The 14,166-nt window shown below is 66.0% G+C and carries 13 protein-coding genes; 1 reads left to right on the forward strand and 12 read right to left on the reverse strand.

The window, feature by feature from the left end; genetic code table 11:
• From NS365_RS10785 to phnG, 3 genes are all read right to left on the reverse strand, one after another.
• The coding region (locus NS365_RS10785) for a carbon-phosphorus lyase complex subunit PhnI (RefSeq protein ID WP_193753426.1) at positions 1-404 on the reverse strand (404 nt) is incomplete at its 3' end.
• A 3-nt stretch (positions 405-407) separates the two neighbouring features.
• Positions 408-1,019, reverse strand: a complete 612-nt coding sequence (gene phnH / locus NS365_RS10790; RefSeq protein WP_058600298.1) for a phosphonate C-P lyase system protein PhnH — start codon at positions 1,017-1,019, stop codon at positions 408-410.
• Between the two features lies 1 nt (position 1,020).
• Complete coding sequence (gene phnG / locus NS365_RS10795; protein WP_058600299.1) at positions 1,021-1,509, reverse strand: phosphonate C-P lyase system protein PhnG; 489 nt, start codon at positions 1,507-1,509, stop codon at positions 1,021-1,023.
• A 127-nt stretch (positions 1,510-1,636) separates the two neighbouring features.
• On the opposite strand from phnG, the gene phnF reads away from it, so the two are divergent.
• On the forward strand, positions 1,637-2,356 hold the full coding sequence (gene phnF, locus NS365_RS10800; RefSeq protein ID WP_058600300.1) for a phosphonate metabolism transcriptional regulator PhnF: 720 nt from the start codon (positions 1,637-1,639) through the stop codon (positions 2,354-2,356).
• A 47-nt stretch (positions 2,357-2,403) separates the two neighbouring features.
• Here phnF and NS365_RS10805 read toward each other — a convergent pair whose 3' ends face one another.
• From NS365_RS10805 to NS365_RS10845, 9 genes are all read right to left on the reverse strand, one after another.
• Positions 2,404-4,029, reverse strand: coding sequence for an FGGY-family carbohydrate kinase (locus NS365_RS10805; RefSeq protein WP_058600301.1), 1,626 nt, complete (start codon positions 4,027-4,029; stop codon positions 2,404-2,406).
• 31 nt (positions 4,030-4,060) lie between these two features.
• Positions 4,061-4,792 carry an SDR family oxidoreductase gene (locus NS365_RS10810; RefSeq protein ID WP_058600302.1) on the reverse strand — a complete coding sequence of 244 codons (732 nt, stop codon included), beginning with the start codon at positions 4,790-4,792 and terminating at the stop codon, positions 4,061-4,063.
• Positions 4,793-4,824: 32 nt separating this feature from the next.
• Positions 4,825-5,796 carry an ABC transporter permease gene (locus NS365_RS10815; protein ID WP_058600303.1) on the reverse strand — a complete coding sequence of 324 codons (972 nt, stop codon included), beginning with the start codon at positions 5,794-5,796 and terminating at the stop codon, positions 4,825-4,827.
• Positions 5,786-7,288, reverse strand: coding sequence for a sugar ABC transporter ATP-binding protein (locus NS365_RS10820; RefSeq protein WP_058600304.1), 1,503 nt, complete (start codon positions 7,286-7,288; stop codon positions 5,786-5,788). The genes NS365_RS10815 and NS365_RS10820 overlap by 11 nt, the downstream gene beginning before the upstream one ends.
• A gap of 52 nt (positions 7,289-7,340) precedes the next feature.
• Positions 7,341-8,258, reverse strand: coding sequence for an ABC transporter substrate-binding protein (locus NS365_RS10825; protein ID WP_058600305.1), 918 nt, complete (start codon positions 8,256-8,258; stop codon positions 7,341-7,343).
• Between the two features lie 96 nt (positions 8,259-8,354).
• Complete coding sequence (locus NS365_RS10830; RefSeq protein WP_058600306.1) at positions 8,355-9,236, reverse strand: AraC family transcriptional regulator; 882 nt, start codon at positions 9,234-9,236, stop codon at positions 8,355-8,357.
• Positions 9,237-9,800: 564 nt separating this feature from the next.
• Entirely contained in the window at positions 9,801-10,043 is a 243-nt protein-coding gene (gene rpsU / locus NS365_RS10835; protein ID WP_058600307.1) for a 30S ribosomal protein S21, read from the reverse strand.
• Between the two features lie 583 nt (positions 10,044-10,626).
• Positions 10,627-10,836 carry a cold-shock protein gene (locus tag NS365_RS10840; RefSeq protein WP_058600308.1) on the reverse strand — a complete coding sequence of 70 codons (210 nt, stop codon included), beginning with the start codon at positions 10,834-10,836 and terminating at the stop codon, positions 10,627-10,629.
• A gap of 315 nt (positions 10,837-11,151) precedes the next feature.
• Positions 11,152-14,001, reverse strand: coding sequence for a GAF domain-containing protein (locus tag NS365_RS10845; protein ID WP_082675328.1), 2,850 nt, complete (start codon positions 13,999-14,001; stop codon positions 11,152-11,154).
• Positions 14,002-14,166: the final 165 nt, after the last annotated feature.

Genomic DNA, 14,166 nt, shown 5'->3' on the forward strand with positions numbered 1-14,166 from the left:
CCCGCCATGGCGGGGTCGAGCAGGCGATGGGTGTAGTCGAAGGTCGGACCCAGAAGCTGGCCGCCCGGCAGGTCCTTGTAGGTCGCCGACACGCGGCGCTCCAGGCGCATCCGCCCGGTGTCGATCGGCTCGGCGGCGCGAAAGCGCGGCAGCGTGGTGCGATAGGCGCGTAAGAGGAAGATCGCCTCGATCATGTCGCCGCGTGCCTGCCGAATGGCGATGGCGGCAAGTTCCGGGTCGTAGAGCGAGCCCTCGGCCATGACGCGATCGACGGCGAGCGACAATTGCCCGGTGATCTGGTCGAGGCCCAGCACCGGCACGTCGCGCGCGCCCCGGCGGCGGTCGGCAAGAAGGCGATGCGCGTTGCGGATGGCGGCTTCACCGCCCTTGACGGCCACATACATGGCTCAGGCCTCCCGAAGCTTGGTGGTGCGCGGCAGGGCGATCAGCGCGTCGCCCGCCACCAGAACGAGGTCGTGCCCACGCGGGAAAAGCGCGGCATTGCGCGCCCGCGCCTGAAGGAAGCCTGCCGGCAGGCCAACAGGCCCGATGGTTCGCACCGTCTCGATGCCCGGTCCCGTCAGGGTGAGCGGCTTGCCGCCCTCCAAGGCTTGCACGGGCAGGATCAGCGTCGCGGCGCGGTCGGGATAGCTGTCGGTGCCGATCGGCAGCGCGTTCCAGCCGGCGGGGTCGGAATTCTCGGTCAGCAGCGCGAAGCTCGCCTCTTGCCGAGCGGCGTTGACCCGCGCGCCGGTGTGGAAGGCGAGCCAGGCGCTGGCCTCCGCCAGCGCGGCCGCGCCTTCGAGGAAGATCGGCGCGTCGGCATCGGCCAGCGTCAGAAGCAGGATCGCGGCGGCGGGGGGCAAGGCAGCGGGCGCTTGGACCGACATGTCCAGCCGGGCTAATGTGCCGGGCTCGGCGAAGGCGTTCATGATCCGGCGAAAGGCGCTCTGCGCGTCCAGAACCGGATCGGCGAAACCACCGGCCACGGCGTCTGCGGCGAAATGGGTCTGTGTCATGTCAGTCCTCCCCCCGCGCCACCGTGAAGAAATCGACCCGCGTCGCTTCCGTCTCGCTGGCCAGTTCCGCCGCATCCTCGGCATCGGCGAGAAGAAGCGGCGCGACGATCTGGGACTCGACCCGCTCGTGCCAGTCCGCATGCTGGCAGAGCGCATCGAGATGGGCGGCGAGCCGCGCCTTTTCCGGGTCGCGCCCGAGGATCATGGCATGGCCAACCTCGCCAGTGCACAAGCGCACCGTGGCGCGGCAGACGCTGGCTTCGCCGAGGTTGAACGGCGCGCCGCCGCCGCCCGCCCGGCCGCGCAGCATGACGAGGCCAATCTCCGGCCCCCGCACCGGCATGGCCTCCGGCACGTCGTGACCCGCATCCTTCGCCAGTGCGGCGAAGAGGGAGCGAAGGCGCGGGGCGGGCGCGAGCGCGAAGGCGCTGATCGCGCGCTGACGCAGGTTCGGAGGCGTCTCGTGCGCCTGACTGGGCGAGGAGTGCATGGGTCGGCCTAACTTTGTCTATTGGTCTAGACATCTAGTCTGGACGAAACCTCTCTAACCGTCCATCGGTGACATCCCAATGACAGCGGGCGCCGCAGGGCGAGAAACATTTGAACGAGACGGACGCGTGAACGAGACGGACGAGGGCGTGACGCGCTGGCGGCGCGTGGCCGACAGGATCAGGTCGGCCATCGCCGAGGGCACGATGGGGGAGCGCCTTCCGCCAGAAACGGAACTGGCGGAAACCTATGGCGTGAACCGGCATACGGTGCGGCGCGCGATCCAGTCTCTGTCCGCCGAGGGCCTGCTGCGCGCCGAGCGCGGGCGGGGCACCTTCGTCAACGCCGCCCCACCCCGGCTCGCCTATCCGATCGGCCCGCGCACGCGCTTTTCGGAGAATGTCTCGGCGCAGGGGCGCAGGCCCGGCGGGCGGCTGATCCGCGCCGATACGATGCGGGCGGACGGGGCCTTGGCCCAGTTACTCGACTGCGCGCCGGGCGCGATGCTGCACAGGCTGGAAACGCTCAGCGTCGCCAATGGCGTGCCGCTGTCCATCGCCACGTCGCATTTCTCGGTGGAGCGTTTTCCCGGCATCGTGCGGGCCTATGCCGAAACCGGCTCGGTGACGGAGGCACTGCGGCTGGAAGGAGTTGCGGATTATCGTCGCCGCGAAACGCGCATCACGGCCGAGCGCGTGCATCGGCTGGACGCCGAGCATCTGGCGAGCGCACCGGATGCGATCGTCCTCGTCAGCCTCGCGGTCGATGTCGATCTCGACGGGCGACCCGTGCAGGCGATCCGCGCGCGCTTCCCGGCCGACCGGATGGAACTCGTGTTGCGCCCCTGAACGCCAAACGGCCCCGGCGGATCAGCCGAGGCCGCGCGCTCTGTTGATCAGGCCGCTGCGGCTTCCGCCTCGCGAATGCTGCGGGCTGTCTCTTGAAGCCGCAGGAAGGCGCTGTAGCGCCCGTCATGCAAAGCTCTCATGCCGCTATCGGGCTCGCAGCGCGCGCCGACATGCGACATGGCGGGCATCGCGGCCTTCAGACCGTCGAAGAGTTTCGCGGCGGCCGCGCCCAGCATGGCCGAGCCGAGCAGAACCGGCTCGGGGCAATCGATCACTTCGACCGTACGGTTCGTGGCGTCGGCCAGAAGCTGGCGCGTCAGCGGATGCGCGCCCGCGCCGCCGCTGATGCTGATCGTGCGGATCGTGAGCCCATGAGCCTCCTGCGTTTCCACGATCTGCCGCAGCCCATAGCCGAGCCCGCAGACGCCCGCGATATAGAGCGCGGCCAGCGAATCTTCGTCGCTTTCCATACCGAGCCCGGAGATCACGGCGCGCGCATGCGGATCGGCGAAGGGCGCGCGATTGCCGAGGAATTCCGGCACGACATGCAGACCCCTCGTAAGGTGCACGGTCTCGCTGGCCGAAGCCGCGCCCCGCAGCGCCCGCTCGCCCAGCCATTGCGGCAGGGACTGGCCCTCCGCCTCCGCCTGCCGCGAGGCGGCGCCATGGGCGGGATGGCCGAGAAGAAGCTGGTCGATCGCCGCGCCCGCTGCCGACTGGCCGCCCTCGTTCAGCCAGAGGCCGGGCACCATGGCGGAGAAGTACGGTCCCCAGACGCCCGGCACGAAAACGGGCTTCACCGTCGTCGCCATGGTGCAGGAGGATGTGCCGAAGACATAGGCGAGGCAGGTCGTGGGATCGCCCGTGCCACCCGCCGCGCCGACCGTGCCGAGGCCGCCGGCATGGGCGTCGATCAATCCGGCCGCGACCGCCGTGCCGGGTCGGAGGCCGAAGGCGGCGGCGGCCTCGGCGGTGAGGCCCGAGCCCAGCGCCGTGCCGGGCTCGACGACGCTGGTGCCGATGCGGCGATAGCCATCGTCAGGTTGGTCGCCGAGCCCGATGGCGCGGAAATAGCTGTCGTCCCAGCGCCCTTCGGCGGCGAGATAGGTCCATTTGCAAGTGAGCGTGCAGGCTGAGCGGTCGAGCGCGCCGGTCGCCTTCCAGGTGAGGAAGTCCGTCAGGTCGAAGAAATGCGCCGCGCCCTCGTAGATCTCCGGCCGGTTCTCGCGCAGCCAGAGGAGCTTGGGCGTCTCCATCTCGGGCGAGATGCGCCCGCCGACATAGCGCAAAACGGGGTGGCCCATGGCGTTGATGCGCTCGGCCTCGCCGGTCGCGCGATGATCCATCCAGACGATGACGTCGCGCTCGGGGTGGGCGGGGTCGCCGACCGGCAGCCCCTTCCCGTCCGGCCCGATCACGACCAGCGAGCAGGTCGCGTCGACGCCGATGGCGGCAATCCCGGCCGGATCGACGCCGCTCGTCGCCACCGCCTCGCGCACGGCTTCGCAGACGGCGCGCCAGATCGCCTCGCTCGACTGTTCGGCGATGATGCCGCGCTCGCGATGCATGTCGAAGGGGCGCTTGGCAAGGGAGAGAAGACGGCCCGTTTGATTGAACACGCCGGCCCGCGCGGAGCCCGTGCCGACATCGATCCCGATCACATGATCCGCCATTTTGTCTCTCCCTCGCAGCACTCGTCTTCGCTCAGACGCGGTCGAAATTGGTGGGCAGGACGATCATGTCCCGCACCGTCACCGTCCGCTTGCGCGTCAGGATATATTCCACCGCATCGGCGACTTCGCTCGGGTCCATCAGGCTGCCCGATTCCTTCGCCTTGCGCAGGTTCTCCTCCGGCCAGTCCGCGAGCAAGGCCGAAACGACGGGGCCTGGCGAAACCTGCGCGACGCGCACGCCGTGCGGGATCATCTGCCGGCGCATGGTCTGCACGAAGCAGGTCACGGCCCATTTCGAGGCGGCATAGACCGGCTCCCAATAGGTCGGGTAATGGCCGGCGATCGAGCAGGTGACGATGATGTCGCCCGTCTTGCGCCCGGTCATATGCGGCACAACGGCATGGACGTTCTTGATCACGGCGTTGACGTTGAGGTTCAGCATCCGGTCGATGGCGTCCGGCGTCGTCTCGGTCAGATCGCCGCCGATATAGAGGCCGGCATTGCAGTAGAGAATGTCGATATGATCGACCTTCTGCAGGATTTCCGGCACCATGGCGGCGCAGCTTTCCGCGTCGGTGAGGTCCGTCACCTGCGCGACGGCCTTCTCGCCCAGCTTGGCGGTGAGGCTCTTGAGCGCTTCCGCGTTGCGGTCCACCATGACCACGGTGGCGCCCGCGCCCAGAAGCTTTTCGGTCGTGGCGAGGCCGATGCCGGAGGCGGCGCCGGTGATGACGGCGATCTTGCCGTTCAGCGATTCAGACATGACGATGTTCCATGCTTGGGGGAAGAGGCCGGTCAGCGCCACTCGCGACCGATATAGATGGCGAGCAGGATGATGCCGCCCTTGATGACGTCCTGAAGGTAGGGGTTGATGCCCATGAGATTCAGGCCGTTGTTGAGGATGCCGAGCAGCACAGCGCCGATCAGCGTGCCGAGGATCAACCCGCGCCCGCCGGAGATGGCGGTTCCGCCGAGCACCACGGCGGCGATGGCGTCGAGCTCGAAGCCGACGCCGGCATTGGGTTGGCCGCTCATCAGGCGACCGGTCAGGATCACGGCGGCAAAGGCCGAGGTGAGGCCCGAGATCGCATAGACCGCGAGCTTCACGCGCCGCGTCTTGACGCCCGAAAGCTGCGCCGCCGTCTCGTTGCCGCCCAGCGCATAGACATGGCGGCCGAAGGCGGTGCGTTGCAGGAGCACGAAGGCCAGTGCGTAGATCACCAGCATGATGACGACCGGGACTGGCAGGATGCCGATGCGCCCGATGCCGAACCAGGAAATCCAACTCGGCAAGCCCGAGATCGGATAGCCGCCGGAATAGATCAGCCCGAGGCCGCGCGCCATGCCCATGGTCGCGAGCGTCACGATGATGGCGGGCATTCGCCCCCAGGCGACGAGAAAGCCGTTGAGAAGGCCGATGGCGAGGCCCAGCACGAGGCCGATCGGAAGCGCTACTTCCGCCGGCAGGCCGGAATGGACGATGAGACCGGCCGAGATCGTGCCAACCAACGCCATGACCGCGCCGACCGAAAGATCGATGCCCCCGGTCAGGATCACGAAGGTCATGCCGACGGCCAGAACCGCGACGACGGCGACCTGTCGCAGGACGTTGAGAAGATTGCTGACGGTGAAAAAATTGTCGCTGGCGAGCCCCATGAGGCAGGACACGACGATCAGACCGGCCAGCGGCAGGACCAGCGGCGAATGGATGAGATTGCCCCAGGCGGCGAGCCGGTTGCGGGGAAGCGTGGTGGCATCAAGCGACATGTTCGACCCTCCCGGTCGTGGCGAAACTCATGATCCGTTCGGCGTGGATGGCCTCCCCTTCGACGGTGGCGACGATGCCCCCGGATCGGAAGACGCAGACGCGGTCGGACATGCCGATCACCTCCGGCAGTTCGGAGGAGATCATGATGATGGCGTAGCCCTGCGCGGTGAAGGCGCGCATCAGCGCGTAGATTTCGGCCTTGGCGCCGACATCGATGCCGCGCGTCGGCTCGTCGAAGACCAGAACCTTCATCTGGTGGTTGAGCCAGCGGGCGATGACGACCTTCTGCTGGTTGCCGCCCGACAGCGTATCGACGCGGGCATGCGGCCCCTGCGCTTTCACGCGCACGCGCGCCATGGCCTCTTCCGTCGCCACCTGTTCGGCCTTCAGATCGAGGAACCAGTGGTTCTTGCGATATTTGCCGTAATTGTTGAGCGAGATGTTCTGGAGGATCGAGAAGCTGGTGATCAGCCCCTGCTCCTTGCGGCTTTCGGGGAGAAGACCGATGCCGCGCGCCAGCGCTTCGTCCGGCCCGGACAGGCGCAAGGACTGCCCGTCGATCCGCATCTCGCAGCGCGCGGCCGGATGCGTGCCGAGCATGGCGAGAACGGTCTCGGTGCGCCCGGAGCCGACGAGCCCGGCAAAGCCGAGGATTTCGCCCTGGCGCAGCTGGAAGCGCGAGATCGGCCCGCCCTTGCGGAGCTGGATCGCCTCGACATCGATCATGACGGGCGCGGAGGCATTGGGCGCGGGCTTTGGCGGGAAATTCGCCTCCAGCCGGCGGCCGACCATCATCTCCACGAGCCGGTCGTTGTCGATGTCGGCTACCGCGCATTCGCCGACGAAATTGCCGTCGCGCAGAACGGTGATGCGGTCGCAGATCTCGAAGATTTCGTCCAGATGATGCGAGATGAAGACCACGGCGACGCCCTGCCGACGCAGCTCGCGCATGACCTTGAACAGATGCTCGACCTCGGACGGGGTGAGCGTTGCGGTCGGCTCGTCCAGAACGAGGATGCGCGCGTCGAGAAGCAACGCCTTGGCGATCTCGACGAATTGCTGCTGGGCGACCGAAAGCCGGCGCACCGGCACGTCCAGCGGCACTTCGATGCCGAGCCGAAGAAGAACCTCCGCGGCGCGCCGGCGCATGGTCTTCTTGTCCAGAAGCCCGAGGGGACCGCGCAGTTCGCGCGCCAGAAACATGTTCTCGACGGCGTTCATGTCGGGGATCAGGCTGAATTCCTGAAACACGATGCCGATGCCGGCCTCGATCGCCTGATCGTAATCGGCGAAACGCTTGACCTCGCCGTCGATGCGGATCGTTCCTTCGCTGGGCGCGAGGATGCCGCAGAGAATCTTCATCAGGGTCGATTTGCCGGCCCCGTTCTCGCCCAGCAGGGCATGAACCTCGCCGGCGCGCACCGTCAGGTCGATCCCGTGCAGAACCTCGATCCGGCCGAAGCTCTTCTTGATGCCCCTGAGTTCCAGCATGTTGCCTCCCGTGGAAACGACCCCCGCCCGAGCGAGCGGGGGCCGGTGGCGATTACCAGCTGAAGTCGGCGGCGTTCTTGGAGTCCACGACGCGCACGTCGATCAGGACGTCCTTGGGCACCACGCGCGCGCCCCACTTGTGGGCCAGCGCCATGCCGAGGCCGACGCGCACCTGATCGCGTGGGAACTGGGCGGTCGTCTCGATGAACGGGGTGCCGTCCGCGATCGCCTTCACCGCTTCCGGCGCGCCATCCACGGAGGTGAGCTTGATGTCGCGGCCCGAGCCCTGAATGGCGGCGAGCGCGCCCATCGCGCCGCCGTCGTTCACCGAGAAGATGCCGGCCAGATTCGGGTGCGACTGGATCATGTTTTCCACGACGCCGAGCGCGACCGAGCGGTCCTGACGGCCGTTCTGCGTGTCCACCAGCTTGATGTCGGCGAACTCGCCGAGCGCGGCCTTGCAGCCTTCGACGCGCTGGAGGATCGGCACGACGGGGATGCCGTCGAGGATCGCGACCTCGCCCTTGCCGCCGAGCTTCTCGCCCAGATACTTGCAGGACATGTAGCCGGCGTCCCGGTTCTTGGAGCCGACGAATGTGTCGACCGGGCCGTTGGCATTGGCGTCCACCGCCACGACCACGACGTTCTGCGCCTTGGCGGCCTGCACGGCGGCTTCGATGCCGGCGCTGTCGGTCGGGTTCAGAAGCAGAATGTCGATCTTCTGCTGCAGCATGTCCTCGACGTCGGAAATCTGCTTGGCGATGTCATGGCCGGCATCCGTGACGACGACATCGGCGCCGATGCTGGCGGCGGCCGCCTTCAGCGCCTCCTGCATGGACACGAAATACGGATTGTTCAGCTCCTGAAAGCTCATGCCGATCTTGAGCTTGGTCGGCTCCTGAGCGCTGGCGGGGGCAGCCATGGCGAGCGCCAGGGCCGAGGCGGCGAAAAGCATTGTCTTCGAGAACATGGTATTCCTCCCAGATGGTATGAAACGGGCGCACCCGCAGAGCCCCGGCAGCCGAGGGGCTGCCGAATTCGGTGGTTCGTGAAGCTGGCGCTGTGCTCAGTCGGCGATGACGAGGTCGCGGTTGGCGGCGAAATTCGCGCGGAACTGCGAGGGCGACATGCCCTTCAGCTTCAGGAAGTGTCGGTTGAAATTGGAGAGGTTGGAGAAGCCGACCTCGTAGCAGATTGTGGCGACGGCGAGCCCCGGCTCCGTCAGCAGCATCTTGCAGGCGAGATCGATGCGAAGCTGGTTGCGATAGCGCACCAGCGTCGTGCCGGTGTGCCGCTTGAAGGCGCGCGAGAAGACGCTGGGGCTCTGGCCCACGATGTCGGCCAGTTCCCGCTCCTCGACCTGCCGCGTCAGATGCTCGCGCAGATGGGCGAGCGCCCGGTTGATGCCGCTGTCCCCGGCCTGCGACAGGTTCGGCTCATAGCTGAGGCTGGCCAGAACCTCGTGCTCGCCGGTGGTGAGATGGTGCAAGATGTCCCAGAACAGAACGAGGCGGCGAAGCCCCTGCGCCTCCACCAGTTGGCGCATCAACGGCGCGACGATGGTGCTCGTGCCCTGGTCGAACAGGAGACCGCGCCGGCTGCGCTCCAGAAGCGCGGGTACCCCTTGCATCTCCGCGATCGTCTCGCAGGCGCTTTGAATGAAATGCTCGGGAAACTGGATGACGATGGAGCGTACCGGAACCACCTCGTCGGCGGGAACGTCGCTGATCCAGTTCTGCGGCAGATTGGGTCCGGTCACGATCAGCTGACCGGGCGAAAACGTCCCGGCGAAGTCGCCGATAAAGTATCGGCCCGATGTCGCGACGATCAGGTGAATTTCGTATTCCGGATGATAATGCCAGCGCACCGTGCGGAACGGATAGCCATGCATCCAAGCCGCAAACGACTCGCCTTTTCGAACATGCACCAGTTCCAGGTCCGGCTGCATGACCTCACCTCCCTTCCCGCAGCCCCTTTTCAGGCTTGGCGAACCCGGTCTCTCCCACGGGGCTCACGCTGCGAACTTGACGAATTGGTATCAGCGTGCTGGCGCTGTCTTCTACATTTCATCCAGCAAAATGCCGATACTTTTTTGTCATTTTGCAGTGCGGAAACTATTGGCGTCGCTATGCTTTTCCGTCATCTGCGTGACGGCCGGCGATCGTGCCGCAGAGCGTAGGCCCCGTCGGGAATGCGACGATGGGGGACGCGCTGGCTCGCTTGGAGCGTCGTAGTGAGGTCTTGAAGGCTGGGCTTCGCGCGTCGTGACCGTCCCGTCGGAGTCGGATCGGTGCTGCGGGAACATCTCTGCGGCATTCCAGCCTTGACGATACGTGGGGCAATAGCCCCAGCCTCGAAGATCGGCGGCTGGTCGGCGATGTTGGGGGCCGATGTCGGTCCGCGCCTGGATCGACCCTCCGGGCAGACAGCCGGGGTGACCTGTGGTGACGCAAGCCCCGGATGGGGCCTGCGTCGAGATTTGCTTGCTTGCGGCGAGTCTGCGCGCCGACGCTTATCGCTTGCCGGCGGCAGCCTTCGGGCGGGGCGCGGGCAGCAGGCCTTCGCGCTGGGCGCTCTTGCGCGCGAGCTTCTTCATCCGGCGAATGGCCTCCTTCTTCTCGCGCACGCGCGCTTCGGAGGGCTTCTCGTAGGCGCGCCGCGCCTTCATCTCGCGAAATACGCCTTCCCGCTGGAGCTTCTTCTTCAGGACGCGGAGGGCCTGGTCGACATTGTTGTCGCGCACGAGAACCTGCATGTGTGATCTCCTTGAAAGATGAAAACGAGAAAAAATGTCCGACGTCGCGAAAGAAGGCGGCGCGTGTCGCCATGGCCTTGTCAGCGTTCAAGAGGACGAAGAGCCGGGCAGGAAACGTGTGGATCGTCGATGGACAACCCGGCGACAGATGGCAGCCGGGAGCGGGATCGGCTGGGAAGCCGCGAAACGAAGCGCCGTGAGGTCGAGGCGAGGTCCGCAGGGGACCGGGCTCATCGGCGTAGAAAGCTGGCCGCGAGGCGGCATGGGCACGAAGGGGTGCGGTGCGAGTTCGCGGCGCGGAGCCTGCAAGCGGCGACGATGTCCGGTGGCCCGAGGTTTCGCACCATCCGACATTGAAAGATCTATGATGCTGCGTGGTCTCAGAGGCCAGCCCAGGAGAAGGCGCTCTATCGAAACAGAAGCCTATGCTCGCAAGCCTTAGCCTAAGCCGAGAGACCGTTCAGCCCCATTGTCGAGCAAACGCGACAAGGCCTTGAGACAAAAAAAGGCCGGGCGTGGCCCGACCTCTCTGCGTCGTCAATCGTTCCGTGCCGGTACATCCGCGGTCACGGAGCGAGACGAATTAGACAGCGCGAAGGTTCTCGGCTGCGTTCTTGCCCGAACGACGGTCGGCGACGACGTCGTAGCTGACCTTGTCGCCTTCCTGAAGCGAGCTCATGCCCGAACGCTCGACGGCGGAGATGTGGACGAACACGTCCGTGCCGCCGGTCTCAGGCGAGATGAAGCCGAAACCCTTAGTGGTGTTGAAGAATTTTACGGTGCCGATAGCCATGACAGTCCCTTTCAAGAACGTGCCTGAATGACGATCACGCCGGATGCGTGACCGCTCAAGTTTCGAGATTGAGAGAGAAGATCATGGGGCGAAGAGGCGCCCAAAAATTCAGTCAACAAGTTCGATAGCTGGAAGGTATGAGTTTGCGTCGTCCGGCGCAAGCCCATTCCTGATTTTATTTTTCGAGTTTGGATTTATTCTTAAATATCACAACGCCCGATCCTATCCCGACTCTCTCGCGCAAGAGAAAATCTTGGACAGGCGATAAAGCGCAGAGCGGGCAAGGCGATGTTTTCGTGCCGGCCTCGCGCGGGATCAAACGCCCTGCAGGTGTTCCAGCGGAGCCGACATGACAGCCACGAAGCCAGCGGTCTCGTAGCGCAGATCGACGCTGCCGCTTTGCGCCAGCCCCATGCCGATCAGCCGCGAGCCAAAGCCTTTCGCGCTCGGCGCCACCACCGGAGGCCCGCCGTATTCGCGCCATTCGAGCACGAGATCCTGGCTGCGCGCCTTGTGTTCGAGCCGCCAGCTGACATCGACACGCCCATCGGGCACGGAGATCGCGCCATATTTGACCGCGTTCGTCGCCAGTTCGTGCATCATCAAAGACAGCGTGAGCGTACTGCGTGGCCCGAGTTCGACATTGGGCCCCTCGATGGCGAACCGCGCCGACTGGTCGAACGTGCCCAGAACCGCCTCGACCGTGTCCTTGATGCGCGCGGCGGTCCAGTTGCGGGACAGAAGCACGTGATGGGCCACCGCCAGGGCCTGAACGCGCCGGTTGAACGCCTCCACCAGCTCCCGCTCGGTCACGCCGCGCAGCGTCTGCATGGCGACGGCCTGCACCATGGCGAGCGTATTCTTGAGCCGGTGCGACAATTCCAGATTCAGAACCTGTTGCTCGGCCTCGGCCCGAACGCGCATCAGGGCGGCATAGGTCTGATCGGCGACGGCCTTGGCGAATTCGACCTCATCGCTTGTCCAGAGGCGTGGCTCCTTGGCGTGCACATAAAGCGCGCCGACAAGCTCGCTCCGGTCGATGATGGGAACCACGATCTGGGCCAGCGTGCCCATCGCGCGATAGGTCGGCTCATCCTCCGCAAGCGCAGGAAAATACGAGAGGTCGGGCATCACCAGGGCCTGACCGCCCGTGAGATAGTCCACCGTGCCTCGGAAGAGCTGGAGCCCATAATGCCCGACCAGCTTGTCCTCTTCCCGCGATGCCCAATCCTCCGCTACTTCGAAGAGTTCGGCGCGGCGGTCGATTCGGCCGTAGCCGGCTCTCGGCGCGCCGAGCGTCACCGCAAGGCACTCGGACGCCCGCGCATAGACCTCGCTCGCGCTCTCAGTCGAGCGGAGCCGATCGGCCAAGGCGAGGCGCGCCGACTGATGGAGTTCGGCGCGCTTGCGATCGGTGACATCGATGACCGTCCCGATCATCGCGCGGGCGACACCATCCCCGTCGCGGATGAACTCGGCGCGCCGGGCCACCCAGCGCAAGCTTTGGTCGCTCGCGCGGCGGATTCGGTACTGCACTTCCAGCGGGGTGCTGCCGTCCCGCCGGGCGGGGTCGACGCAGATGAGAGGCAGGTCTTCTTCCACGATAAAGGGACGGATGTCGTCGGCCGTGCGGCCAGCAGCGTCGTCCAAGCCGAAAAGCCGCCAGAACAGAGGCGAACCGAGAATTCGGCCGCTGGCGAGATCCAGCTCGTAGATCCCGATCTGCCCCGCATCCTGCGCGATCCGCGAGCGCTGTTCCGAGGCGCGCAGCGTGGTCTCGCGATTCAGCCGCTCGCGCGCGATCGATAAGAGGCGGGCGACTGTCTCGAAGAAGCAGAGGGATTCCCGATCGAAACTGGGCGTGTCGCGCGAGACGAAGGAGACGACGCCCACCAACGTGTCCCGATCGAAGATCGGAAATCCGGCATAGGCGTCGAGGCCTCCCGCCCGCGCGATCTCGAACCGCGGATCCTCAGAGCTTTGCAGGTGCGACAGCACCAACGGTTCGCCGTTCTGGGCGACGAGACCGCAGATCGGGACTTCGAAGGAGACGTAGCGGAACGCGCCTAACAGCGTGGGATCGACGCCAACGGCCTGTTGCAGGCAGAGATGCTGCCCGTCCGCAGCGATCTCATAGGCATAGCTCTGGTCGAAGCCGATCGTGTCCGCGCCGCTCTCCAGGATGGGGCGCAACGCGGCGTTCGGATCGTCGGTGGTAAGAAGGGCTTCCGACAATTGGCCGAGCAGGGCGAGGCGCTGGCCCCGCCGCCGGTCCTGCGTGCGGTCGCGCAGGATCTTGACATAGCCGACATGGCGATCGTTCGGATCGCGCAGGGGCATGATGTCGGTCAGCGCGAAGAGGCGCGAGCCGTCCTTGCGGGCAAGCCAGCGCTCGTCCTCGCTACGGCCGACCTCGCGCGCCGTGCGCAGTTCCTGCTCGGGCAGGCCGAGCGCGCGGTCCGTTGCGCTCATCAGCACGTCGGCGGAGCGGCCGAGCATTTCCTCTTCCCGCCAGCCCAGCACGTTCTCCGCGCCGCGATTCCAGCCGACGACCCGGCCTTCGAGATCGAGCGAGATGATGGCGTAGTCCACGGCGCTGTCGAGGACATTGCGATGGCGGGTCTCGGCGGCGCGGGCCTTGGTCAACGCACGGCGCAGTTCGAGTTGCGTGCTGGCCTGCCGCGCCAGCAGCCGCAGCATCTGGGCCTGATGCTCGGCCAGATGGCGAGGCTGGTAGTCGAGAACGCAGACCGTACCGATCGGCATCCCGTCCGGCGTCTTGACCAGCGCTCCGGCATAGAAGCGCAGACCCGGTTCGCTCGTGATCAGCGGATTGCTCTCGAAGCGCGGGTCCTTGGTCGCGTCGGGCACGACCATCAGATCGTCTTCCAAAATGGCGTGGCCGCAGAACGAGGTTTCGAGCGGTGTTTCACGAACTCCGAGTCCGACCTCGGCCTTGAAGAACTGACGCCGCGTATCGACGAAATTCACGACACCGATCGGCGTGCCGCAGATTTCCGAGGCCATCTGCGCGAGGACGTCGAACTCCTCTTCCCGCTCCGTATCGAGAACGTCATAGGCATGGAGAGCGGCCGAGCGTCGGGCCTCGTTGAGAGGCGAGCGCAGCGACTGGGCTTTGGCGTCGTCTCGCACGGGTTCTCTCATGCCTTCCTCTTGTCCGTCTTGTCTCTTAGCGACAGGCGAGGCGATTGCGAAGACGTGACTTGAAATGGGTGAAGTTTTATCGCCGCTTCGGTAAACACAGGCGAGGCGCGGGTGATTCGGAGCCCGTCACACGCAGCCTCTTCAAAACTCGCCTCTCCGCCCGTC

This window comes from Aureimonas ureilytica, assembly GCF_001475935.1.
In the GTDB taxonomy this organism is placed as follows: domain Bacteria; phylum Pseudomonadota; class Alphaproteobacteria; order Rhizobiales; family Rhizobiaceae; genus Aureimonas; species Aureimonas ureilytica_A.

Excerpts from the sequence above, each read along its gene's own strand:
- phnH (WP_058600298.1), bottom strand. The coding sequence starts at position 1,019 with ATGACACAGACCCATTTCGCCGCAGACGCCGTGGCCGGTGGTTTCGCC.
- phnG (WP_058600299.1), bottom strand. The coding sequence starts at position 1,509 with ATGCACTCCTCGCCCAGTCAGGCGCACGAGACGCCTCCGAACCTGCGT.
- NS365_RS10805 (WP_058600301.1), bottom strand. The coding sequence starts at position 4,029 with ATGGCGGATCATGTGATCGGGATCGATGTCGGCACGGGCTCCGCGCGG.
- NS365_RS10810 (WP_058600302.1), bottom strand. The coding sequence starts at position 4,792 with ATGTCTGAATCGCTGAACGGCAAGATCGCCGTCATCACCGGCGCCGCC.
- NS365_RS10815 (WP_058600303.1), bottom strand. The coding sequence starts at position 5,796 with ATGTCGCTTGATGCCACCACGCTTCCCCGCAACCGGCTCGCCGCCTGG.
- NS365_RS10820 (WP_058600304.1), bottom strand. The coding sequence starts at position 7,288 with ATGCTGGAACTCAGGGGCATCAAGAAGAGCTTCGGCCGGATCGAGGTT.
- NS365_RS10825 (WP_058600305.1), bottom strand. The coding sequence starts at position 8,258 with ATGTTCTCGAAGACAATGCTTTTCGCCGCCTCGGCCCTGGCGCTCGCC.
- NS365_RS10830 (WP_058600306.1), bottom strand. The coding sequence starts at position 9,236 with ATGCAGCCGGACCTGGAACTGGTGCATGTTCGAAAAGGCGAGTCGTTT.
- rpsU (WP_058600307.1), bottom strand. The coding sequence starts at position 10,043 with ATGCAGGTTCTCGTGCGCGACAACAATGTCGACCAGGCCCTCCGCGTC.
- NS365_RS10840 (WP_058600308.1), bottom strand. The coding sequence starts at position 10,836 with ATGGCTATCGGCACCGTAAAATTCTTCAACACCACTAAGGGTTTCGGC.
- NS365_RS10845 (WP_082675328.1), bottom strand. The coding sequence starts at position 14,001 with ATGAGAGAACCCGTGCGAGACGACGCCAAAGCCCAGTCGCTGCGCTCG.